The organism is Pirellulales bacterium (genome assembly GCA_033762255.1).
GTDB lineage: Bacteria > Planctomycetota > Planctomycetia > Pirellulales > JALHPA01 > JANRLT01.
The window spans coordinates 72,057-96,062 of record JANRLT010000014.1 but is presented as its reverse complement, the minus strand read 5'-3'; the positions used below and the strand labels follow the sequence as shown (position 1 = coordinate 96,062).

General features: G+C 56.3%; 13 protein-coding genes and 2 rRNA genes. 7 read left to right on the top strand and 8 right to left on the bottom strand.

All coding sequences use genetic code 11. From position 1 onward, the window contains the following. Positions 1-121 precede the first annotated feature (121 nt). The gene (locus tag SFX18_04000) at positions 122-490 is read left to right on the top strand and encodes a hypothetical protein (GenBank protein ID MDX1962288.1); all 369 of its coding nucleotides are present in this window, start codon (positions 122-124) and stop codon (positions 488-490) included. Between the two features lie 129 nt (positions 491-619). Continuing rightward, positions 620-1,414, top strand: a complete 795-nt coding sequence (locus SFX18_03995) for a hypothetical protein (protein ID MDX1962287.1) — start codon at positions 620-622, stop codon at positions 1,412-1,414. A 443-nt stretch (positions 1,415-1,857) separates the two neighbouring features. Here SFX18_03995 and SFX18_03990 read toward each other — a convergent pair whose 3' ends face one another. The 5 genes from SFX18_03990 to SFX18_03970 form a co-directional block, all read right to left on the bottom strand. Further along, a complete protein-coding gene (locus tag SFX18_03990; protein MDX1962286.1) occupies positions 1,858-4,989 on the bottom strand; it encodes a hypothetical protein in 3,132 nt (1,043 codons plus the stop codon). A gap of 146 nt (positions 4,990-5,135) precedes the next feature. Beyond that, on the bottom strand, positions 5,136-5,816 hold the full coding sequence (locus tag SFX18_03985; GenBank protein ID MDX1962285.1) for a Uma2 family endonuclease: 681 nt from the start codon (positions 5,814-5,816) through the stop codon (positions 5,136-5,138). Positions 5,817-5,961: 145 nt separating this feature from the next. Beyond that, positions 5,962-6,069, bottom strand: a 5S ribosomal RNA gene (gene rrf / locus SFX18_03980). Between the two features lie 177 nt (positions 6,070-6,246). Beyond that, a 23S ribosomal RNA gene (locus tag SFX18_03975) occupies positions 6,247-9,112 on the bottom strand. 1,211 nt (positions 9,113-10,323) lie between these two features. Further along, the gene (locus SFX18_03970; GenBank protein MDX1962284.1) at positions 10,324-11,775 is read right to left on the bottom strand and encodes a BBP7 family outer membrane beta-barrel protein; all 1,452 of its coding nucleotides are present in this window, start codon (positions 11,773-11,775) and stop codon (positions 10,324-10,326) included. A gap of 820 nt (positions 11,776-12,595) precedes the next feature. Here SFX18_03970 and SFX18_03965 point away from each other — a divergent pair. Both SFX18_03965 and SFX18_03960 read left to right on the top strand, forming a co-directional pair. Further along, the gene (locus tag SFX18_03965; protein MDX1962283.1) at positions 12,596-13,651 is read left to right on the top strand and encodes a DUF3500 domain-containing protein; all 1,056 of its coding nucleotides are present in this window, start codon (positions 12,596-12,598) and stop codon (positions 13,649-13,651) included. 227 nt (positions 13,652-13,878) lie between these two features. Next, complete coding sequence (locus SFX18_03960) at positions 13,879-15,807, top strand: thioredoxin-like domain-containing protein (GenBank protein ID MDX1962282.1); 1,929 nt, start codon at positions 13,879-13,881, stop codon at positions 15,805-15,807. A gap of 204 nt (positions 15,808-16,011) precedes the next feature. On the opposite strand, the gene ispH is transcribed toward SFX18_03960, so the two are convergent. After that, a complete protein-coding gene (ispH, locus tag SFX18_03955; GenBank protein ID MDX1962281.1) occupies positions 16,012-16,947 on the bottom strand; it encodes a 4-hydroxy-3-methylbut-2-enyl diphosphate reductase in 936 nt (311 codons plus the stop codon). Between the two features lie 233 nt (positions 16,948-17,180). Here ispH and hpnC point away from each other — a divergent pair, with 233 nt between their 5' ends. From hpnC to hpnE, 3 genes are read left to right on the top strand one after another with little or no spacing between them, the layout of a single operon-like run. After that, the gene (hpnC, locus tag SFX18_03950; protein MDX1962280.1) at positions 17,181-18,269 is read left to right on the top strand and encodes a squalene synthase HpnC; all 1,089 of its coding nucleotides are present in this window, start codon (positions 17,181-17,183) and stop codon (positions 18,267-18,269) included. Further along, positions 18,266-19,312 carry a phytoene/squalene synthase family protein gene (locus SFX18_03945; protein ID MDX1962279.1) on the top strand — a complete coding sequence of 349 codons (1,047 nt, stop codon included), beginning with the start codon at positions 18,266-18,268 and terminating at the stop codon, positions 19,310-19,312. The genes hpnC and SFX18_03945 overlap by 4 nt, the downstream gene beginning before the upstream one ends. After that, the gene (hpnE, locus tag SFX18_03940) at positions 19,305-20,879 is read left to right on the top strand and encodes a hydroxysqualene dehydroxylase HpnE (protein ID MDX1962278.1); all 1,575 of its coding nucleotides are present in this window, start codon (positions 19,305-19,307) and stop codon (positions 20,877-20,879) included. Before SFX18_03945 ends, hpnE begins: the two co-directional genes overlap by 8 nt. A gap of 205 nt (positions 20,880-21,084) precedes the next feature. On the opposite strand, the gene SFX18_03935 is transcribed toward hpnE, so the two are convergent. Together SFX18_03935 and SFX18_03930 are read right to left on the bottom strand one after the other, a co-directional pair. Continuing rightward, the gene (locus SFX18_03935) at positions 21,085-23,409 is read right to left on the bottom strand and encodes a cytochrome b N-terminal domain-containing protein (protein MDX1962277.1); all 2,325 of its coding nucleotides are present in this window, start codon (positions 23,407-23,409) and stop codon (positions 21,085-21,087) included. Beyond that, positions 23,406-23,981: a Rieske 2Fe-2S domain-containing protein gene (locus SFX18_03930; protein ID MDX1962276.1), complete on the bottom strand. Its 576-nt coding sequence runs from the start codon at positions 23,979-23,981 to the stop codon at positions 23,406-23,408. Before SFX18_03930 ends, SFX18_03935 begins: the two co-directional genes overlap by 4 nt. Positions 23,982-24,006 lie beyond the last annotated feature (25 nt).

Sequence of the window (24,006 nt, the reverse complement as noted above, 5' to 3'; positions counted from 1 at the left end):
TTCAATTTTTGACCACGTCCCGAACGTCTGGCTTTCGACCCCAAATAGCTTTCCCCGTTATAGCAACGCCATCCGCTGACTGAACCAATGACCATGCCACACGCAAGCGAGGCAACAACCCATGAGTAGTAAAACGGAAAACGTCGAACCTGGCATCCGGGTCAGCTTGACTGGCAAAGGCAGTGCAGCCTTTATCGCTATTCTTGACAGTTCTGGCATTACGTATGTCCGTAACCGTCCCGCACCTGGAAACGTTGTGGCTGGTGGAGATGTTATCACTATCGCTACCACCTTCATTACGGCTATCGGCACTGTTCTTGCTGCATGGGTCGCTTCGAGAAAATCCAGAAACGCTTCTATCACTCATAACAATTACTCCATAACTCAAATCAATGTGGAATTGAAACCTGAACAGATCTCTAGCCTTCTTGCTGATTCGTCTCGTATCATGGTGTTTGACACCGACCCAGCAGAAGACAAACCGGAATAACAAACACGTGCACCAAACCGACCGGCGTCGCGTTTTCCAATGGTATGTTAGTCACTGGTCGCTCGGTGACGTGTAGCGTTAGGTTCTTTGAGTAGGCGCGACTGTCCACAGCAGAGAAGACACATCAAAATGGTCTCCGAATCCATCTGCCTCAATATTCTCCAATTCGCGCGAGGAAGAACGCTCACGCTGACAACGACGATGCACGTGTCTGATCCGCCGAGCGAACAAAATTCCCGCCACAAAGATGCCTTCACGGATGCCGACCTCTATCGATACTTGCTAACTCGCTATCCGATGGCAGAGATCGACGCCGCAATCTGTTGGCTGCAATACAGCCATTACATCGGTGAAAGCAGCGCGACAATCCGTGGCCCGTTCTGGAAACAATTGACGCAAAAAGGACGCGATGCAGCAGATGCAGGTGGACTTCCTGACGACGACCGATCACTTTTGTATCAAGAGCAGCAACCACACCAAGTATTTGTCGCGCATCAATTCAACGCCGACGATACCGCGCTGGTTTCCTACATTCGTGACCGCGTGCTGACGCCGGCCGGATTCGAATTGGTTGATGGACGAGCTGAGGGTCTTGAGGACTTTCGGACATCGATCCTCACCAAGATCAAACGCGCACGGTTTTTTATCTGCCTTGTCACGAAACGAATTGAGTTGTCAAGCGGTACTTTCGCGTCGAGCGTTTGGCTTTATCAAGAAACCGGAGTGGCCGTCGCCTTCGGCAAACAGCCACTGCTCCTTGTCGAGGACTCAATTGATACGCAATACGTCGGCGAGCTTCAGAGCATCTACGAGTACATTGTTTTCAATCGAAGCAATCATCCGCAGGTATTCGATAAAATTCTTCCACGACTGATCGCGGATCTGAAAGCCTATAGTATTCCATTGCCCCAGATAAGAACCTAATTAAGCGATGCTGCGGGTACCCCAGCTCATTCATCGGCCACCCAAGAAACTTATTTGTTGCCCGCGGAGCGGCAAGAAGCAAACTTTCATGGAATTGCGCCCCAACCGATGTGCCTTTTATGCCGCGTCGTGTGCCGCTCGTACTGGGTAGTGTGGTTTTTTATCTACGCAGTGTGTCTCTTGTGCTTTGCACACCGGAACAAGTTCCGGTGCCACCCGATCATGAATTGGGAAGGCTATAGAATTTCATTATTGCCCTTGGAATCCAGGAACCGGGCTTTCAGCCCCTTCATTGCAAGGCTGCTCACTATCCTAGGCCGTTGGCCTAGGCTGGGATAGGTGTGGCCGTTGGCCCCCAGAGCGAGACTCAAAGGATTGACGCCCTAACCCAGATCAGCGCCTCTAAATGCCAAGAACGGCGGAACATGTTCCGACCTACGACATTACTTCACCGGCAAGCGGGCGGGGGCATTGGCCGCGCTGTTTTTTTCCGCCGGTGCCGGGGGGAGAGCGGCTAAGGGGGATTCCACCCTAGGTGTTGTCGCCGCGGGGGCACTATCCACAGGCACATACATGCTGGCGGGGGTGGCCGCGCGGGGGCTGGGGACCGCGCTCCCCCAGGTCATTTCCTGGCCACGGGGTACGCCCGTGGGGGATGGGGCGCTGGCCCCGGTGGATAACGGCGGCATGACCACGGGAACCGTGGCGGGCGCTCCCGCTGCGGGGGCCGGGGAATCCAGCAGCGGCGCGGAATTTATGGTCCCGACGGGGGCCGGTTGTTTGCGGGCCGAATCGGTCGCGCTGCGCGAGGGAAGCGTGGCGGGAGCATTGATGTCGTCGTTGGGTCCGGCCACCGGCTTTGGTCCCGCGGCGGGGCCTTGCTCGTCGTAATACAACTGCGTGGATTGTTGGACCAGCTTTGTCCCATTGAGTTCACAAACCGCTTCGGCGCGAAAGATCAAATTTCCCGCCGCCGTGGCGCGGGCCTTGATCCGCACGCTGGCCTCCGACCCCGGAGCCAACGTGGCCAAGGGTTGAAACTGCACCATCCCCGGAGATAATTCATGCGCGCCGCCGATCGCTCCGGTCGGTTCGATCCCCTCGCTAAAGTAGCCATTAATCACGATCTGCTCGGCGCTTTTGCTTCCTTGATTTTTGAGGCGAATTTCGTAGACCACTTCCTCATTAATTGGCAGCGGGCCTTTCGGCTCGATGACTTCCAGCTTGAGATCAGCCAGGGCCTCGACCTGCGTGGTGAAGTCATGGTTCACGCTGATTTCCGAACCCGCGCTGGCAGTCGCGACAAATTTATTTGGCCCGGGATTTGACAACAGGCATTTGACCTCAAAGGTTTGCTCTTCGCCCGCGCGCAAGGTGGGGAGTGTCCAGGTCAGCTTGCCGGTTTCGTTATCGGCCTGGCCGCCGGTCGCGGAGAGCAGCTTAGCCCCCGTGGGAAGCTGCCCGACCAATTGCACGTTTTCCGCCGGGGCATTCCCGGGATTGGTGATGTGAATGGCATAACTGGCGGCGGTGCCGGCATATTTGGCCTTGGCCCCTTGGACGGCCACTTGCAATTCTGCACGGCGGACCAGGACTTCTTGGATGGCGTCGGCCTGCAAACCGCCATCCGCGGTGGCAATCGCCTTGATCGCCACTTTGCCCGCTTGCCGGGCGGTCATTTCGACTTCCACCACTTTGCTGTCCCCCGCGGAAATCGTACCCAGGGCATGCTTGGTCATTGCCGCCGCTTGATCCGTCAACGGAGACAAATGAATCATCACGTTTTCGGCGTCGCCGCTGCCCGGATTACTTAGCGTCAGCTTGTAAATCTTGGTTTGGCCAAAGAGGACATCCTCGGCGCCGGTAAGCGTCATGGCCAACTTTGGCTCTTGGACTTCGACCACGGCCTGGCTGGTGACCGGCGATACCGTCCATTGCACGCCAATTTCCAGCGGCCGGCTCTTGCGCGGGATCAAGCGCAGGGTCAGCGTCTCTTGACCGTTGGCTTCGAGTCGCGGTAAATTCCACTGCGCGGGTTCCATCCCCCCCGTCGTGGCCGACACCGCCGCCGGTTGAGCCGCTTGATACACGCCACTGGTGGTCTTGCCGCTGATAACCTCGGCAAACTCCGGCACAGAGACTTTCACCGTTACATCCTGGGCCGCCTGGCTGCCGGAATTGCGAATCGTCAACACATACACCGCTTCCTTGCCCACGGTGATCGTGCGGGGACCGGTGGTTTCGATCGCGATTTGCGGGGATTGCCGGGTAATAAACAAAGGAGCCGGCGTCGCGCCGGGTGCCTCGACGGACGGCAAGGCGTTGTCTCGACTGGCTGTCCGAGGCGCAAAATTTTCTAGCGAATTCCCTTTTCTGGCGCTGGACGGGAGGGTACGCCCGGTCAATTCCTCCTCGCTGGAGGTTGCGGAGGGCTGATTACCGCTAGAGATATCCAGATGTTGTTCATCCGTGTCCGTGCCGCCTGGTTCTTCGCCGCCAAGATGGCCCGCGGCGGGGGTGGGCAACGGCCGATTGAGAACTCCACGCGCGGGATCGACTTTTCGCGAACTGGCCATGTTGGAGTTTCGCGAACTCACGGGGGAAGTGCCTGGCGCCGGTTGGGCCAGGGGATTCTCCACCTCCGCGGGGATGGCTTGGCGATTGATGGAGGAATTTGGGTTAAACCGATTTGCCGTCCCAAACGGGGTGGGGGCCGAATTTTCCGGTAGTGATCCCGATATGGCGTTATTATTATCAATGGCATCGCTAGGCATGTTGGATTCGATCACAATATTGTCCGCCGCGACATTTTCGCCGTGCACGGGCGCCGTATTGCGCGAATTGCGCCGCGCGGCGGCTAATCGTTCCTTTAATGTTCCCAGCCCATTGCCACTGGCTGAAGCTGGCGGAACGTCCGGGGTTACAGTCGTCCCCGCGGATTTCGCCCTGCTTCCCACTTGGGAATTGACAACTTGGGGGGGGATATTGGCCTTGGGGTTGCGGCCGGGATTGACCATGCCTGGGCTGGTGGTGCCAGGATTTGCCCCACCCCAATTGGCGGATTGACGCTGGGTCTGAACCTGGGAACTGATGCCTGGCTGCGGGGAAGCACCGCCTGTGGGCGCGGCGGAAGTGTCAAACCCGTCCATACCCGAGAATTGAGTTGAGCTTTTTGGCTGATAGGGAGTCGGAGTTCCCGAGCGACGCGGGATGGTCGGCACTTCCTCGGGCACGATCGAGTGAGGATTGATCGGCCCGCCGGATTGATCCGCCGCCACATATTTTCCCTGGGAAGTGGCGGCATTGGGGGTAAAGCGGGGAGCCTCTGTCGCCATCCGCCCGGATTGCGGCGGGACCATGTGGCTAGGCTTGGCAGGCGAGCCGGGCTTTTTCGCGTTGGCGGGTTTGGGGCGGGGAGGCATCGCGTCGCTGATGTTCCCATTTTCCCCGGTTTTGGCCGTTGATCCCGACGAAAACCACCCACCCAGGCCCGTGCTGGATTGAGCCGCGGCGGTCCCCAGCCAATTCAATCCCAGGCAGATTACCAGGCCAAATGCCAAGATGCGCGCATTCATCAGTTTCACCCACACATTGGTAAAAAATCCACAGAGTCTGTGGCGCACAATGTATCGGTTAACGCGACTATAGAAGTTTAACTAAATTTTCCGGTTAAATTGATTGGGAATTTTGGGGTACATGGGCAATCACCTGAAGATAAGGCTTAGGTTTGATCCGTAAAAATCGTTGCCAACGCTAGCACAAATCCCGGCAACACCGGATCCCCGCTGACCGTGGCGGGGTTTTGCAGTATTTCCGGTTCCTTGCCCGGAAAATAGACGTGAACCTTCTTTTCCACCGGATCGACTAGCCAGCCCAGGCGGGCACCGTTGGCCAGATATTCGACCATTTTTGCTTGCAGTGTGGCCAACCGGTCGGTGGGGCTGCGCAATTCCAAAACAAAATCGGGGCATATATGGGCATATTTTTCGCGCTTTTCGGGGGAGAGCTGGTCCCATTGCTCCTGTGCGATCCAACTAGCGTCCGGCGCGCGCACACCGCCGAGAGGGAGCCTAAATCCGGCACTGGAATCAAAGACTTTGCCGCCAAACTGGCGTGCCCAAGCCATTAATTGTGTTAATGCATCTGCATTGTAACTACCCGTAAGACTAAAAGAGGGTGCCATGATAATTAGAGTTCCCGTGGGTGAAAGCTCCAAGCGGAGTTCTGGGTTTTGCGCGGCGAGATCGCAGAATTGCTCCTCATTGCAAGAAAACAAGGGTGCCAAGGAGAGCGTAATTTCCCCGAAATCCCACGTGCCTGAAGGCGGAATGCCGCTCCCCGTGGGGGCTGCGGGTAACGGGTCTAGTGTCGACAGGGGTAAGGGAATTTCCGCGGTGGCCATTTTTCACCCGCTAATGTAATGCTAAGAAAAGCTGATATGGATTAATTGCGACAGTACCACCCAGCGATTTTTAGTATATCAGAAAGGAATGGAAAATAAAAAAAATCCCCAACCGGGCTGTGCCTGGTTGGGGATTTTGAATTATTTCCGGCGAGACCTACTTTCGCTCTTTTGGAACTATCATCGGCTCTGAAAGCTTAACTGCTGTGTTCGAGATGGGAACAGGTGTGACCTTTCAGATGTGATCACCGGAAAAAGACGTGACCGACCGATGTCTCGATCGGCCACGCAAATTACGATTGTGGAAGATTGGTGGCCACATTCCGCACGCGAAAAAACACGTGGGATTGTGTCACTTGTCAGCACTTAGCTGAATTCGGAGGACTGTTTTCACAAACAATCCTTGAATCAGTTAGAGTTTTTGATACAAGTGGTCAAGTATTCGTCCGTTAGTACTGGTTAGCTGAGTGAGTTACCCCACTTACACATCCAGCCTATCAACCTGGTCGTCTTCCAGGGGACTTTCGGGCCTAAGCCCAACGAAACCTAATCTTGGAGCGGGCTTCACGCTTATATGCTTTCAGCGTTTATCCGTTCCGGACATAGCTATCCAGCCGTGCCGCTAGCGCGACAACTGGGACACCAGAGGTCCGTCCTTCCAAATCCTCTCGTACTAAAGAAGAATCCTCTCAAGTTTCGTGCGCCCACAGCAGATAGGGACCGACCTGTCTCACGACGGTCTGAACCCAGCTCACGTACCACTTTCATTGGCGAACAGCCAAACCCTTGGGAGCTTCTCCACCCCCAGGATGTGATGAGCCGACATCGAGGTGCCAAACCGCTTCGCCGCTATGGACGCTCGGAAGCGATAAGCCTGTTATCCCCAGAGTACCTTTTATCTGATGAGCGACGGCCTTTCCATACAGAAACCGCCGGATCACTTAGTCCGTCTTTCGACCCTGCTCGACTTATGAGTCTCGCAGTCAAGCACCCTTCTACCTATACGCTCGTTGCCTGATTGCCGACCAGGCTGAGGGTACCTTTGAACTCCTCCGTTACTCTTTCGGAGGAGACCGCCCCAGTCAAACTGCCCAACAGGAACTGTCCGCTACCCGGATTCACGGGTTAGCGTTAGAACTTAAACATATTCAGGGTGGTATTTCAACGTTGGCTCCATGATGGCTTGCGCCACCACTTCACAGCCTCCCACCTATCCTACACAGAACACATTCGAGACCAATACCTGCCTACAGTAAAGGTTCATGGGGTCTTTCCGTCACACTGCGGGAACGTGGCATCTTCACCACGACTACAATTTCACCGGGTCTCTGGTTGAGACAGTAGAGCAGTCATTACGCCATTCATGCAGGTCGGAACTTACCCGACAAGGAACTTCGCTACCTTAGGACCGTCATAGTTACGGCCGCCGTTTATTGGGGCTTCGGTCGCGGGCTTTTCTTGCGATAACCCTCTTCCTTAACCTACCAACACCGGGCAGGCGTCAGACTCTATACTTCCACTTGCGTGTTTGCAGAGTCCTGTGTTTTTGATAAACAGTTGCTGCTCCCGATTTACTGTGACCCGCTAAGCGGGCATCCCTTATTGCGAACGTACGGGATCATTTTGCAGAGTTCCTTAACCAGAGTTCTCCCGAGCGCCTTAGACTTCTCGTCTCGCCTACCTGTGTCAGTTTTAGTACGGTCATATTCACTTTAACCTTTAGGAGCTTTTCTTGGACGTGTCGCGGATGACTATCCAACGTTTGTCTCACAGAAACCCCTGATGGCCGCGGATTTGCCTACGGCCGGAGTCCCTGCAAGCGAGGGGCGCGACTAAACACCCCCTCACCGTTGACACGCCGTCCCTCCATCAGTTCATGAATATGGCGCAGGAATATTGACCTGCTATCCATCGTCTACGCCTTTCGGCCTCGACTAAGGTACCGGCTAACCCTGGGCGGAATTACCTTCCCCAGGAAACCTTAGGCTTTCGGCGAACAGGATTCTCACCTGTTTTATCGTTACTCATTCCGGCATAATCACTTGTACACCCCGGTAGCGTTCCTTACGGTTCGCCGTGTATCTGGTGTACAACGCTCTCCTACCGCTCTTTCGAGCCCACCGCTTCGGTGATGTACTTACTCCCGTTCATTATCGGCGCAGAATTGCTCGACTAGTAAGCTGTTACGCACTTTTTAAATGGTGGCTGCTTCTAAGCCAACATCCTAGCTGTCACAGCAATTCAACTTCCTTAGTGACTAAGTACATCTTGGGGACCTTAGCGGATGATCTGGGTTGTTTCCCTCTCGACCACGAACCTTATCGCTCGCGGACTGTCTCCCGGGATAGTCGCAATGGTATTCGGAGTTTGGTTCAACAGAGTAGCCAGGAAAGGCCCTCAAGTCGATTCAGTATCTCTACCCCCACTGCGTAGTTGCCCGAGGCTATACCTCAATATATTTCGGAGAGAACGAGCTATCTCTGCGCTTGATTAGACTTTCACTCCTCCCCACAAGTCATCCCACCGGTTTTCAACCCAGACGGGTTCGGCCCTCCACTCGGTATAACCCGAGATTCAGCCTGCTCATGGGTAGATCGTGCAGTTTCGCGTCTGCTACCAGTGACTTAACGCCCTATTCAGACTTGGTTTCCCTTCGGCTTCGACCCTGAGGGTCTTAACCATGCCACTAACAGCAACTCGCCGGATCATTATGCAAAAGGCACGCCGTCACTCTTACGAGCTCCGACCGCTTGTAGGCACATGGTTTCAGGTTCACTGACCTCCCCTTCCGGGGTTCTTCCCATCTTTCAGTCGCCCTACTGAGTTCACTATCGGTCGTTAGGTAGTATTTAGCCTTGCGGGATGGTCCCCGCAGATTCAGTCCAGGTTCCACGTGACTGGACCTACTCAGGTACTCTTCGAGAGTCAATTCGTTTACGCCTACGGGGCTGTCACCCTCTTTGGCCGGCCTTTCCAGACCGTTCCGCTAACGAATTGATTGGTAACTCTCATGTGAAGAGCCCTACAACCCCGCGAGGAAAATCCTCGCGGTTTGGGCTGTTTCCCGTTCGCTCGCCACTACTGAGGAAATCGATTTTTCTTTCTTTTCCTGTGGTTACTGAGATGTTTCAGTTGTCCACGTTCGCTACCGGCAACTATGGATTCATTGCCGGTCTGTTCGGGTACCCTAGGATCATCACTTGCTTGACAGCTACCCTAGGCTTATCGCAGTCTTCCACGCCCTTCAACGCCTCCTAACGCCAAGACATCCCCCATGCGCCCTTAGTAACTTGACCACCTGAATCAAAGACTCTATCAAATCCCCAAAAATTCCGTTGCCAGAATTAAAGGCGATAGCATAAAGTGGGCTGATTCAGACTGATCGCGAATTGCCACCTGTCAAGCGCGACAGGCTGACGGCAATCCGTAAAAAACGATTCATCCGAAATCCAGCGGATAAGCAATACCAAAAAGTATTGTTACATCCCCTGGAGCTAAGTGCTTTGGAAGAACATTTCCGGTGTTTCCCCCGAAATACCCTCACGGGCAAAACAGGTTCACACCAGTCGTGCTTCTTCGAAGATGCCAATCTTCCACAATCAAATTGTCAAAGAACTACTGAAAATCGATTTCTCACGAAACCAACCTTCATCCTGCTAAAAATAACGCAGGGCCAAAACCATGTGCCAAAATGCCAATCCCACAACCACCCGGACTCAACAAGCAGGCCACAAGTGATTGCCTAACATAATGTTAGAAAAAAATCGGCATTCCACAAATGAACTTGGCCGCGTGCCATTTTCACCTGTCAATTCAACTGGGGTCAGTTAAGTGACAGAAGTACAAATCTATTCAAATCTTGTTACCGAGTAAAGGGGGGTCTAAAAAATATTTTTGCCAACTCTCGACGCTGGCATTATTGATTTTTTAGGTCTCGAATAACCCGGAACTCTTTCTACGACCACGCTAGAATTTGGTTCTACCGCAGCAAGAAATTTATTATATCGGTATCAGCCCGACCCACAAGGGCCTCGATTGATTACCGGGTTAAAACCTCTTGACCCTATTTTTACGGCCAATTTCCGTAGTTGTTCTGTGGATAATTTGTCACGATTCCCCTCGTTGCCTCCTCCTTCGCAGCCCTTGAAATTCCCTGGGGTTGTTCCACAGAGCAACTACTATCGTCTTTTCCCCTGAAAATCCTGGAGAAAAATTCGCCCCGCGCTTCTGCAATTTTGCCCAAGCATTTCCCGTCGCGTCACCCGTTGGAACATCACAAACCACCGTAAAAACAAAAAACCCGGCTGCCAGGGGCAACCGGGTCGTTGTTTCGCAACCGGGGCGGATAAATCCGGCCTAATTGCTGTTTTTTACCGCCGTGCGGTGTGCCAGGACGTCTCTGGCACACCACCCTCGGCACCACACACACGTTCCAGCTATTTTCTCTCGCAGAAACTCCGTCTTGCTGTCACTCACTGCTGCACATCCCGGCCAACTGCCCCATTCCTTACCAGCTATAAGTCACTCCCGCAAACGCCCCGTGCATGATCAGCGTGCCATTGGACTCAATGTCCGTCCAATCATTTTCCGCCGCCAAATACGCCGGAATTTGATCATCCGCCAGGGCCACGCCCGCAATCCCCAACACGCGATAGCCACCGGTGATCTTCCAGTTGCTATTGATGCAATAATCCACGCCCAGGTCCAATTGGCCCATCACCGCAAAGTCGTCTTTTTGGTTGGACAGGTTAAAGGCGTTGCCAGTCGTCGAGAAGGTCGCGGTGGCGCCGTCTCCCCGATAACCGTGGGTGGAAAATTCGATATGGTTTCCAAAGATACCAATTTTGGGTGCGGCAAACAGATTCCAATTGCAGCCGATCCGATGCGACATCAGCGCCCCGATTTGAAACCCATACAGGTTGTTATCGACATCGCTGGTAAAGTACGCCTCGTTCACGCCGCCGTTGCTGCCGAATTCGTTACCGCTCGAGACCGATCCGAACAGCAATTCGTCCTGGAATTTGATAAAGCGAAAACCAGCCACGCCCGCGATCGAAAAGGGTTGGCCGTTGCAGCCAGGCGAACCGCCGCAAAAGTAATGCACCCAGTTGACTTCGACATTGTGGAATTCGTCTTCGCGCCAAACGCGGTGTTCCCGGGCGTTGTCAAAAAAGCCCACGGCGGGAAACCCGGCGCTCACATAGTTCACAAAACCGACATCCAAAGGCGTGCTCAACTGGTTAGTGGGGCTATATCGGCTATCATAGCCGTCCATCCCATAAACACCGTAGTAAACGCCTTCGATATAGTTGGCCGGGCAGCCGCCACAGGGGTTACACCCGATGGCTTTCATGATCCGGACTTCGGGTCCGCCACCCCAGTCGGCATCGGGCGGGTACATCAGTTGGTTGGCGTTGTTGCCGGTTTCGTACGTCAACCATTTCTTATTTGACGAATCCCTGCTCATCACCACGCCGCCGACATACACGCTCCAGTTGGGGCAGCAAGTGGGCAGGCACACATCGCAAGCGCCGCTCGCGCAATTGCCGGAAACGGCGTCGGTCCAGGGGTTCGCGCTGCTGCAGCCATAACCCGGAGCGCTAAAGATCGGCGTTCCGCCATTACAACCCGCGCCGCAATCGCCAGTCGGCGGCAGTGGTTGGGCGGTCACTGTTTCATCGGAAGGACTGCCGGAAACCACCGAGGGGGGATTCACCGGGGCGGGGGCGGCTTCCAACCCTTCGGTACCGCGGCGGGCGGCCACGGTGTAGCTGCCATAAGGTTGCTGCCCAGCGGTTTGCATGACCGCGGGAGCCGGTTGATATTCCGGCAACAGGCTCGGTTGGGCATAGCGGCCGGTCTGGTAAGACGCGGCGCCCAAATCTTGCGCATAGGCGGGGGCGGTCAATAAACCGCTCAACACCACCAGCGCGCTCATTCTACGGACGGACTTCATCATCGTGACTCCTGTGAGATGGGAAACTCCGTTCACTCTCCGTTGATCGCGCCATCCTACTGGCTGGGGGAGAGTCGTCCGGTAATTCCTAAGTTGGGGGTGGGACGCCTTGTCCCGTTCACGTATGGAAGTCCGTTTCCATGGCCACAGACAAGGGAACTATGTCTTTCTAGCTGTGGCCAAGATTACAGATCGACTGGCCCGGGCAAAAGCATCCCAGGAATCCATGCCCGTCCTAAAAATATTTAACAATCATCCAGGCTTAATCGTCAGCCCCGGCACAAGTGGCACTCTAGACAGTCCTTTACCCGCCAGAAAAAGCCGCAAAATGAGCAGGTTGAACCACGTTAAACGTGATAAAGCGGATAAATGGCCGCCGCGCCGCCGACTACGGGGCCGCGAATTGAAATTCGCGCAGTGTAAGTTGCAAATTAGGCCTGTCAAATGCCTCCCCCGGCGATCTTTCCCCCAGGTCCGGCGCTCACTCCTCCGCCGAATGTTGATCTCCTGTGGAAAGCCACGTGCCAGGACCGGCTGCGGGTATCCCGCGGCCCCGCTCGTTCGCTAAATCAATTTTTCCCGGAAAAGAGTGGAGATTTTGCCGCCACGGGGTTATCTTATAGCCCGGTAGATGGTTTCCCTTGTGATTGAAATCATTTTACCCCCCGCCTTCCCGCCAATGGGTCCCAACCGTGTTGCTTCCCGCAAAAAGCGGCAAATTTCGGCGGTAACGACCCAAATACTGACCTGACCCCTGTCGCGGCCCGAACACGGTACCCATCCCCCCTCTCGGCCTGTTCCTTTAGCTGGATCGTTTTTTACCATGCGCACGCTCATCTGTTTATTTGCGATTTCCTTTACCATCACCATGGCCAGCGCGTGGGCGTTCCTGCGTAAGCCGGGAGACGAACTCGTTTCTCCAGCGGTGGCCTTTGTAAAATTACTTTCGCCCGAACAACGCACCGTGGCCCTCTTGCCCTATACCGACGAACGACGGGTGGATTGGCATTTTATCCCCAAAGCCCAACGCAAGGGACTGCAGTACAAGGAGATGTCCGCCGAGCAGCGCCAAGCATCGCGGGATTTACTGCGGGTGTTGACCAGCGAGACAGGCTACGAAAAGGCGACCACGATTATGCTGCTGGAGCAAATCCTGCGCGATATCGAGTCTAAAAAAGGAACGATGGCGAATATTCGCGATCCCGAGCGTTATTATTTGACTCTTTTTGGCGAGCCGGGAAAGGACAAAACTTGGGGGATCAGCATCGAAGGGCATCATTTGTCGCTGAATTTTACCGTGGAAAATGGCCGCGTGACCGCAACGACGCCGACGTTTTTTGGAGCGAATCCCGCCGAGGTCAAAACCACCTTTGTCGGTGGACCAGCCACGGGGACGCGGGCACTAGCCGATGAGGAAAAACTGGCGTTTGAGTTGGTCAACTCCCTTGATGATAAACAGAAACAGGCCGCGGTTACGGCGGAGACCGCGCCCAAGGATATCCGCGACGCGGGAAAAGCCCAATTTGGGCCGTTTGAGCCGCAAGGAGTGGGATTTGCGGATCTGAACCAGGCCCAACAACAAAAATTGCAGGCCCTGGTCAAAGTTTACGCCGATAATTTGCCCTTTTTGGTCGCGCAAGAACGGCTGGCCAGAATCCAAACCGGCGGCTGGGAAAATGTTCGTTTTAACTGGCAAGGGGCGTTAAAACCGGGTGTGGGACACCATTATGTCATTTCCGGGCCGACATTTATCATCGAACTGAACAACACCCAACCCGATGCCGAGGGGAACATGGCCAACCACATCCACAGCATTTGGCGGGACTTGCGGGGGGACTTTGGATTGGAGCGCAAGGTGGAGGTTGGAGGAATGGAGTAGTGGAGTTTGGAGTAGTGGAGTCCCGTCTCCCGTCTCCCGTCTCCCGCTGCACCAGTCCCGTCCGGCGGACGGGACCTACTGCGCACGCTAGCAGCTTGAAAAAGCCCCCCAATCGTTACATTTTCCCGCCGGGGCTGATGATACGCGCGCTCGATTGCCGATACTCACCCTAGCTGGCTATGTCCAGTGGGTGGTTCTGATATCCATATTTTGCAAGGATGCGATCTATGTCGCGCGCATGGCGTTGGTTGGTTCCTGGTTCCGCGGTCGTGGTGGCGGGGGCAATTGCCACAAATGATTTAGCCGCTCAAAATCCCACCGCCACCCAAGCGTTAAAGCTGGTCCCGATTCATCAGCGGGATGTGGTGATCGACCAGCCCGCCGCAGCGGAACTGGACCAATGCACGATCAAATCTGAAAAAACCGGCGTACAGTCCGGCTATGTGGTGCGCAATCCACGCGGGCTGATTTTGCGGGAGTTTGTGGACACCAATAATGACAACGTCGTGGATCGCTGGAGTTACTACAAGGACGGGATCGAGGTTTACCGCGATATTGATGAAAACTTTGATGGCAAAGCCGACCAGCACCGCTGGCTTAACACCGCGGGAACCCGCTGGGGGGTCGATAAAAACCAGGATGGACAAATCGACGCCTGGAAAAGCATTTCCCCGGAGGAAGTCACCGCCGAATTGGTCGCGGCCATCCGCACCGCCGACGCCCAGCGTTATGGTCGGCTGCTTTTGACCACCGCGGAACTCAAATCCCTCGGTCTGGGCGATACCCTGCAAGCGGAGTTATCGGCCAAACTGGCTGCTGCTCCGGCGGGGTTTGCCGCGTTTGTCAAATCGCAAAAGCTGATTACTCCCGACAGCACCTGGGTGGATTTTGCCGCGGGCACGCCGGGCATGGTTCCCGCCGGAACACACGGTAGCACGGCGGATGTGACGGCCTATGAACATGCGATCGCCATGATCGAGACCGCCGGCAAAAGCGGTCAATTGCCCGTGGGAACGTTGGTGCAGGCGGGTCCGGTGTGGCGTTTGATCGAAGCCCCCACCAGCGAAAGCACGGCGGGGACGTTCTTTCATGGATCCCAGAGTGGCTTGACCGGAACAGACGCCGCGGCCGCTAGCGCACCCAATGAGGCGATGGCCAAGCTGATCGAGGAAGTGCAAAAAATTGACGCGCAAATCAATCAAACCGCCGCTCCCGCGGAGTTAATTCAGCTAAATGACCGACGGGCCGACTTGCTGGCGCAAGTGGCCGAGATGGCCGAACCGCGCGAACGGGGAATGTGGACCCGCCAAATGGCAGACGTGCTGAGTGCCGCGATTCAGGCGGGAAACTATAGCACCGGCCTGGCGCGGCTCGAAAAACTGGCCAACGAATTGGAAACGGCGGGCACCGATGCCGAAACCGCGGCCTTTGTGAAATACCGCTTTTTGCAGGCCGAGTACAATTCCGCCCTCCAAGGCGCAAACCCCGACTACGCCAAAATCCAAGCCAATTGGACCGAAAAGTTGACAGCTTTTGCCGAAAAATATCCCACCAGTCCCGACGCCGCCGACGCCCTGTTGCAACTGGGGAACGCGGCGGAGTTTGCCGGACAGGAAGAACCAGCCAAGGAATGGTACAAAAAGTTAGTTGCCAATTTTGCCGGGACTGCCGCCGCCAAAAAAGCCGCGGGGGCCATTACCCGTCTCGACTGTGTGGGCCGACAATTCAACCTGGCTGGAAAGGCCCTGGGGAACGGTGCGGCGGTCGATCTGGCCAAATATAAGGGAAAAGTGGTCCTCATCCACTATTGGGCGACCTGGTCCGAACCGTGCAAAGTGGATCTGGCGCAATTGAAGGAACTGCAGGCCAAGTACGGCAAGCAGGGATTTGAGCTAATCGGGGTCAACCTGGACGAAAACGCCGAGACAGCGGTGGAATTTCTTACCGCCAACCGCCTTCCCTGGGTGCAACTACACGAACAGGGGGGCCTGGATAGCCGCCTGGCCAACGAAATCGGCGTGCTCAATTTGCCGCTCATGCTGCTGGTGGACGAAACGGGCAAAGTGGCCAACCGGGGAATCCACATCACCGAGCTAGAGACCGAACTACGCAAAAAACTCCGCCTGGACCAAGCCGCCCGACCCAAGGGAAAGTAGTGTACTCATCTCACTCCGTGAGATGAAACAGAATTAATGTTTATAAACTAGGGCGACGCTGCACTTGCCGCCGGGCTGGAATTGGTCGGGCCTTAAGCCCGCAAAAAAAATTACAAATGCCGTTGGCCCGCTATGTTTAAGGGAAACCAAAAACTACTCGCATAGGAAAACTAATTTACCCTGAGTCGTCCGTAAGCCATCCCATCACACCTTTGTTAACACCCGCAATTCCCGTGGCAGCGGGAAATACACTTCCTCCTCGCGGATGCTCCGCTCTTCCACCGTTGCGGCAAATTTTTCCCGCAGGTAATCCAACGTCTCGCTGACGACCGATTCCGGCGCGCTCGCCCCGGCGGTGACTAACACGGTTTCCACCCCGGTAAACCACTCGTCCCGAATATCCGCCCGCCCATCAATGAGGTGCGCGGGGACACCCACCTCCCGGGCCAGTTCCGCCAGTCGCTGGCTATTGCTAGAATTTTGCGACCCTAGCACCAAAACCAGTTGACAGTCCGGCGCCAGCAGCCGGACCGCCTCTTGCCGGTTTTGCGTCGCATAGCAGATGTCCTCCTTCGGTGGGCCAATAATCTGCGGAAAACGCAGCTTTAGCCGTTCAATAATCCGATTGGCATCATCAACCGAAAGCGTGGTTTGCGTAAGGTACGCCAGCTTGGTCGTTTGATCAAAGGGAAGCCCATCCACATCCACGGTATCCTCGACCAGCACAAAGACATCAGGCGCTTCACCCATCGTGCCAATGACTTCATCATGCCCCTCGTGGCCAATAAGCACGATTTTGTAGCCATCCTTGGCAAACTTAATCGCCTCAAGGTGGACTTTGGTCACCAGGGGGCAAGTGGCGTCGATTGTTTTAAGCTGGCGATCCTGGGCAATTTGGCGAATTTCTGGCGACACGCCATGCGCGGAAAACAGCAATTGCGAGCCGACGGGGACCTCGTGCAGATGATCGACAAACACCGCGCCTAGCTTTTTAAAACGCTCCACCACATAGCGGTTATGCACGATTTCGTGATAGACATAAATGGGCGTGCCAAACAGCTTGATCGACAGATCGAGCGTTTCGATCGCCATATTGACACCAGCGCAAAAGCCGCGGGGGCTGGCAAGCAGGATTTTCATAAATCATAACGCGGGCTTCAGCCCGTCACATAAGGGTATGGCAATAATTCCGTTGGTCAGCGAAAATGATTGGGGGCGTTTGGCCGGATCGGTTGGGGGTGTCGGGCTGCAAATGGATAAGTTAATCAATCCCTTCTAAAACGAATTCCAGAGGACTAGGCAATCCGCATCGACAAAGAACCCAAAAAATATCATAATCTTTGGCGTAACTTCTGCCCAGGGAACACCTTGCCGTGACGGACAGCGCAAAATTTATGGACGAATTGGCCCGGCATGGGCCGCGGCAAGAAACCTTTGCCGGCGGACTGCCGCAGGCGTTCACCTATTGTCGCCAGCTTGCCAGTCGCCATTATGAAAACTTCGCCGTGTTGTCCTGGCTGCTGCCCCGGGAGCTCCGGGAACCGTTTGCCGCTTTGTACGCCTACTGCCGCTGGGCGGACGATCTGGCGGATGAAACGGGCAATTTTGGTAAAAGCAAGGAGTTATTGGACTGGTGGAGGCAGGAGACGATTCGCTGCCATGCCGGGGAAAAAGCGGGGCACCCCATCTTAGTCGCCCTACAAACCGTCATTTCCCGACACCAACTTCCCCTGCGGCCCTTTCTGGATTTGCTGACGGCCTTTCAACAAGACCAAAACCGCAAACGTTACGATAGTTTTAACCAGTTGCAGAGCTACTGCCGTGGTTCGGCCGACCCGGTGGGGAGGTTGGTATTGGGGCTATTTGGTTATCATGCGGGAAGCGCAGAGTATGCGGAAAGGGAGGAACTTTCAGACCACATTTGCACAGGTTTGCAACTGGCCAACTTTTGCCAGGATGTTGGGTCGGATTACCACCAGCGGGGGCGAATATATCTGCCGCGGGATTCGTGGAAAATGTGCGACGTGACAGAGGCGGATTTTTCCGCGACGATCTCCAGTTACAACTTGCGAGAATTAGTCGATTTTGAAACGTCGCGCGCGAAAGCCTTTTTATATGGGGGCTGGCCGCTCGTGGGGTTGCTTCCCCGCCCCTATGCCCGCGTGATCGATGCAATTGTGCGCGGGGGGCTGGCGATTTGCGAGGCGATTGCCAGGCAGAAGTACGATGTCCTGGTTAGGCGACCCAGGCTCTCGCGCTGGACCAAAGGGGCAATTCTCTGCCAAGCTTGGTTGAATGCGGGCCGATGGAACCAGGATTCCGCTTATGAGGCATTGGACCGGGAATTGCTTGCGAGCTTGGATACTATGAGCCTTGAATTGCAAGCGATTAATTCTGCCGCAGAGCGAGAAGAGTGGAAAAAATCCGCTCAGCGAAAAATTGACGTGGAGTGGGACCGATGAATTTCCCGCTTTCTCCGACCGCGCATCGCGTTACCCCCCGGCTTTCCCTGGACGAATGTTACGCCGTATGCCAGCGTATTTCCCGGCGTTCGGGGAGCAGTTTTATCTACTCATTTGCGCTGTTGCCGCGGGAACAGCGACGGGCCATGTACGCGCTGTACGCGTGGCTGCGGCAAGTGGACGATATGTTTGATGATCCACCCCGCGGCGCGACGTCTTCCGCCATCGACAAACTCGGGCTCGTGGATCGGCAGGTAAGTACCACCCAATCCGCGGACCGCCTGCCAGAGTTGCCGGATTTTTGCCCAAAGAGAGGGACGACCCTCTCTTGGCTTGTGGCCGAACAATCCCCCCTGACGCCGCCACGGTTAGCGGACCTGACCGGGGCGAGGGATGCGCTGGAAAGCGCGCTGCGCGGGGAAAACCCCGATCCCGTCCACCGGGCCCTGGCCCATACCGCGCAATGCTATCAGATTCCCGTCGAATACTTCCTGGCCGTGCTGCGGGCCACCGCGATGGATGTGACGGGCAGGCGATACGCCACCTGGGATGAACTTTGCGAATATCTGCACGGCGTGGCGGTGGTGGTCGGTTGGATGTGCCTCTGCATCTGGCGGGCGCATGCCCCCGCCGCCCTTCCTTCCGCCGCGGCTTGTGGGCGGGCCTTTCAACTGACCAACATCCTGCGCGACTGGCACGAGGACGCGCTGCTTGGTCGGCTGTATCTGCCGCTGGAATTTTTCACCCAGGCTGGCTATGACCTCCAGGGGAACATCACGGAAAAAGCCGCAGCGTTACGCGCCTTGCTTCGATTGGGCTGTGATCGGGCGGAGCAAGAATTTGCGGAGGCGCGGTCGCTGTTAACACATTTGGATCGACCCGCGCGCAAGATGTACTCCGCCATGCACAGCAGTTACGCGGCGATTTTAACCAAAGTACGGCAAGGAATCGCGACCTTGCGGACAGAACCGGTCCGGCTGAGCAGATGGGACAAGCTGCGGATTGCGGCCCGCTGTTGGCTGTGGGATCAACCGCATGGCTGACAACAGAGATGCGAAGGAGCAGCTTGGAGGGGCCCCCTTCCCCGTCGTGATCATTGGCGGAGGATTGGCTGGCCTGGCCGCGGCCGCCCGGTTGGCACAGCAGGCCGCGCAAAGCGCAAAGCACGAATCTAACAAGCCAAAAGTGCCAATCACGCTTATCGAGGCCCGGTCGAGCCTGGGGGGCCGCGCGGGAGCCTTTATCGATGCCGAAACCGGCGAGTGGCTGGACCTCTGTCAGCATGTCAGTCTGGGTTGCTGTGACGAATTCTGGCGGTTGATGCAACGCCTGGGCTGTGAAAATGAATTTATCCGCGAACGGACGCTGCATTTTATCGGCCCGGACGGCCGCGTCTGCCGCTTTACCGCCAATCCTTACCTTCCCGCGCCGTTGCACCTGGCCGGCGGCATGAGGAATTTAAGCTTCTTAACCTGGGCCGAAAAATGTCGGATCGGCTGGACGTTTTGGCGATTATGGCGGTCCCCGCCGGGGAAAATGCCACCGCAATTGACTTTTGGCCGGTTTTTGCGGGACTGTGGCAATAGTCCCCGTTTATGCGAACTTTTTTGGACGCCCGTGGTGGAAAGCGCGCTTTCGGACACGCTGGAGCAGGTGGGTTACGCCGCCGCGCATAAGGTTTTTTATGACGCGTTTTTATCCCGTCGCGATGGGTACGAAATGCTAATCCCCCGGCGGCCCCTGGCGGAAATTCTACACGAGCGGGCGCTCCCTTGGCTGCGGGAACAGGGCGTGGAGGTAAAACTGGGGACCACGGTCAAACTGATCACGGGGGAACGGGGGAGTAACACGGATGAAACCAATACGACCGCTGCGCCCGGCGGATTCCGCGTGCAATTAGCGGACGGCGGGAGCCTGATTTCAAGGCGAGTCATTCTGGCGGTACCGTGGCATAAGGTGGCGGGCGTGCTCGAACCAGCGTGGCACGCGCAATTGCCGTGGCTAGCGGGGTTGGCGACTTTGCCAGCCACGGCCATTATCAGCGTGCATTTAGGGTATGACCAGCCACTGACCGAGTTGCCGCACGCGGTGTTGCCGGGGCGCGTCAGCCAATGGGTCTTTGCACGGGGAGGGGTGTCGCTTATGGGCGCTAGCCCAGATAGATTCGACAGTAATCCATTGGGCTATCCACATGTAAATGAGACTTCCTTGGCGGAATCCGCCAACCCCCCTGCCCCGTCGCTGGCGTACCTCTACCAAGTGGTGATCAGCGCCGCGGATGAGCTGCTCAGTTGGTCAAACGAACGGCTGGGGGCCACCGTGGATGGCGAATTGCGAGGGGCATTTGCCGTGCCGCCGACAACGAGGCTGTTGCAAGCACGGGTAATCCGTCAACCACGGGCGGTCTTTGCCCCGCGGCCGGGTTGCGACGCTCTGCGTCCCCCCGCGCGGACGGAAATCCCTGGTTTAAACCTAGCGGGTGACTGGATCGCCACCGGCTGGCCCGCGACAATGGAAAGCGCGGTGCGGTCGGGGAGTGAGGCAATTAAAAATTATGAATTAAGAATTGAACTCTCCACTAACCACCACCCACTCACTCTACTTCACTAATTCCAATTTGCCGCGGTAGGGTGGGAAAAGCGGCACCATGACACTCTTTTATAATCAGATATTTCCCTTACTATCAAACCAGGGGATGAGTGGATTGGTTAAAGAAGTGACTGCGCCGCTTACGCATACAAATTTGCCACGCCGTTGGGCGGCTAGTACCAATCTACTTATTTCTTGTTTCATCACACGGAGTGTGATGACTACTTTACTTCACCAATTCCCGCTCGCCGCGGAGCCAGCGGACCAGCAATTCCAACTCGCGCGGGGTGAGCTTGTTACCCGGATCGCCCGCTGGCTTTTCGGCAAAGGCTGGCATCCGATCGTTATTATTATTGTAAAAGCGGGGATGGGCGGGATTGGCAATGAACGCCGTCAACCACTCGCGCGAGCCGTACCCCTCCAGGTCGGGGACATCCTCGTAGTCCTTGCTCGACCAATCGACTTGCTCCGTCCGCTTGTCCGGCAACCGGTAATTGTGGCAGTTCGCGCAGTGCTGCTTACTGACCAAAATCCCCCGCCCCGTGGCAAGCAGCTTTTGGCGGTCGGGCGATTTGTCCGCTTCTGCTTGACCGGGAAAGTTCGCCTCCGCCGCCAGGGCCGCGCTCACCGCCTGGATTTGCTGGGCGTCCAGCTTCATGTCATTTTCCACATAACTGGTCATTTCCCCTTCGCGGTGGGCCGTGTTGCCAAAGTAATTCGCGTGCCGCGCCTCGCGAAGGTAATTCAGCGCGTTCTCGGCATCATCATTTTTCCCCGGCTCCAACAACACCACCACGTCCGCATGGGCGATGGGGGCGCGGGCTGGCTGCGGATTATTGCCCATGGGATTCATCTCCGGGGGATTTTTCGCAGGGGGCGCGACCGGCTGGGCAACTTCTGGCTCTCGTTGTAGCAGCCGCGCGATCCAGCGTTCCGTGGCAAAGCCATACAAGTTCGGCGCGCCCGTGGGGGGAAAGACCACCTCGCCGTTCTCATCCCGTTTTACCCGGGCAAACGATACGTCTTTGCCAGCGGCATCTTTTTTGACCAAGGTGTCATACGCGGGAAGCAGCAGCCGATCCTGCGTGATCCGCGGCGCGCTGGAATGCTCCTTACCTGCTTCGTTAGCGCTGGCGGTATGCGGCGCGGCGTAATCATGACAACCCGCGCAGTGCTGGCTAAACAGCCGCGGTCCTTGGGTGACGGGGTCCCGCCGCAACAGGCTGAGTGCTCCGGTAATTGGAATTTTTGTCGGTCCGCCGGCCAATTCGACCGCGCGCTGGGCCTCGTGCTCGGCGGCGGCGACGGCGTCCAGGTACGCGCGCGATTTCAGGTATTCATCAAAGCGCTTTTTGTTCGCGGCGTACTGTTTCCCGTCGGGATCATCGGCAAAGGCGTGCCCGGGGTTATAGCTTTTAACTTTGACCTGTCGCGAAATTTGCTCGAACTGGGCGGGGTCGATTCCGCGGGACAGCGTGTCCTCATGAATGGCGGAGTAGGTCAACCACCCCGCGCCCGCAAGGACAATTACGAGAAACAACACGTTAAAGCGGTGCCCCAGTTGCCAGCGGCCTAGGATCGGCATGAGAAACAACACCAAGAGCAACAGCCCCGGCACCACGATCGCCCCCAAAAACTCGCCGGTCTCCCCCTGCCCCTCAAAGAGTTTTAAAAACTGAAACAAAAACAAAAAGTACCATTCTGGGCGGGCGGCGGAATACGTGGTCGAACCATCCGCCGGCGCGCCCAGCTCCGCCCCTAGGTGGCCGGTGTCGCTCCAGGGGACGCGTCCGCTAATTCCCGGCCACAAGATCAAAAACACAACCACCAGCAACACCGCCAGGCAGGCGACCGCGTCCATCAGCACCTGATCCGGCCAAAAGACGCCGTCCGGGGCGCGTTTGGGGTCCGGCGCATGAATGCCATGCTTGCGAAACAAGGCCACGTGCAGCACCAAAAAACCGACCAAGAGCGCGGGCAATACACCCGCGTGCAGTGCAAAAAACCGCGTCAGCGTGAACTGGCCGTAATCGCTACCGCCAACGACTAGGGTTTGCACCTCCGGGCCGACACCCGGCGAAAGACCGCTGAGGTTTGTCGCGACAATGGTCGCCCAATACCCTTTTTGATCCCACGGTAGCAAATAGCCGGTCAGGGCCAGGGCCAGCGTGATCAGCATGAGAACAAGCCCCAGCCAAAAGTTGACCTCCCGCGGGGCGCGGTACGCTCCATCGATCACCACCTGCAACAGATGCAACGCCAGCAGGACTACCATCGCCTGCGCGGTAAAGTGGTGCAGACCGCGTAAAAACCAGCCTCCCGCCAATTCATGCTGAATGTAATACACGCTTTCCCAGGCGGTCGTGCGGCTGGGGCTATAGGCCATCCATAAAAACAAGCCGGTCACGACCTGGGTCATAAAGCAAAAGACCAGCGTGCTCCCCCAGACGTACCGCCATCGCGCGCCGCCGGGGATGCGCTCGTACAATGCCTCATGAATCAATCCTCGGATTCCCGTTCGTTCATCGAGCCAGACGACAAAACCGCTCATGCTTTGACCTGTTTTTCGGCGATGCCGGTCTTAAAGTTTTGAAACTCCACCCAAACTTCTTCCTGGCCGTTGGCGTTAACCAGCTTCCAGTTTAGCTCATCCAAGTCTCGCGGACTGGCGCACGGTTGGATCATCGCCCCGTCGATTTCAAACGCGCTGTTGTGGCACGGGCACTGAAATTTATTCCCCTCGGCCGAAAACGCCACCGCGCAGCCCAGGTGGGGACACGTGGCGTGCAATACCTGGATCTTTGGTGGCTGCTCCCCGATGCGGCGGATATAGACGGCTCCCACCGGTTCATCCGGGTAAAAATTCCAGGCGTCCACTCGGTCCTGCGAGATCGGAAACAACTGCGGACGATTGGAAAGCGCCCCCAGCGTGGTCACCCGCTGAAAATTACCCGCGGCCCCCTTGCGCCGCAACGGGTCAAAAAACATAATCAGCCCGCTCACCAGCGGCACCAGGCCCACGATTGCCCCAATCGTCCCCGCCAACACGGCTGTCATAAAGCTACGGCGCGGAGCCTGGGGGGACGACGGTGGCGGCGGGGTCTCTTGCTTAACAGAAGTCATGGGCGGGGGGAGTGGATAGTGGATA

Coding starts and splice junctions, on each gene's coding strand:
- SFX18_04000 (MDX1962288.1), top strand. CDS start 122: ATGAGTAGTAAAACGGAAAACGTCGAACCTGGCATCCGGGTCAGCTTG.
- SFX18_03995 (MDX1962287.1), top strand. CDS start 620: ATGGTCTCCGAATCCATCTGCCTCAATATTCTCCAATTCGCGCGAGGA.
- SFX18_03990 (MDX1962286.1), bottom strand. CDS start 4,989: ATGAATGCGCGCATCTTGGCATTTGGCCTGGTAATCTGCCTGGGATTG.
- SFX18_03985 (MDX1962285.1), bottom strand. CDS start 5,816: ATGGCCACCGCGGAAATTCCCTTACCCCTGTCGACACTAGACCCGTTA.
- SFX18_03970 (MDX1962284.1), bottom strand. CDS start 11,775: ATGATGAAGTCCGTCCGTAGAATGAGCGCGCTGGTGGTGTTGAGCGGT.
- SFX18_03965 (MDX1962283.1), top strand. CDS start 12,596: ATGCGCACGCTCATCTGTTTATTTGCGATTTCCTTTACCATCACCATG.
- SFX18_03960 (MDX1962282.1), top strand. CDS start 13,879: ATGTCGCGCGCATGGCGTTGGTTGGTTCCTGGTTCCGCGGTCGTGGTG.
- ispH (MDX1962281.1), bottom strand. CDS start 16,947: ATGAAAATCCTGCTTGCCAGCCCCCGCGGCTTTTGCGCTGGTGTCAAT.
- SFX18_03945 (MDX1962279.1), top strand. CDS start 18,266: ATGAATTTCCCGCTTTCTCCGACCGCGCATCGCGTTACCCCCCGGCTT.
- hpnE (MDX1962278.1), top strand. CDS start 19,305: ATGGCTGACAACAGAGATGCGAAGGAGCAGCTTGGAGGGGCCCCCTTC.
- SFX18_03935 (MDX1962277.1), bottom strand. CDS start 23,409: ATGAGCGGTTTTGTCGTCTGGCTCGATGAACGAACGGGAATCCGAGGA.
- SFX18_03930 (MDX1962276.1), bottom strand. CDS start 23,981: ATGACTTCTGTTAAGCAAGAGACCCCGCCGCCACCGTCGTCCCCCCAG.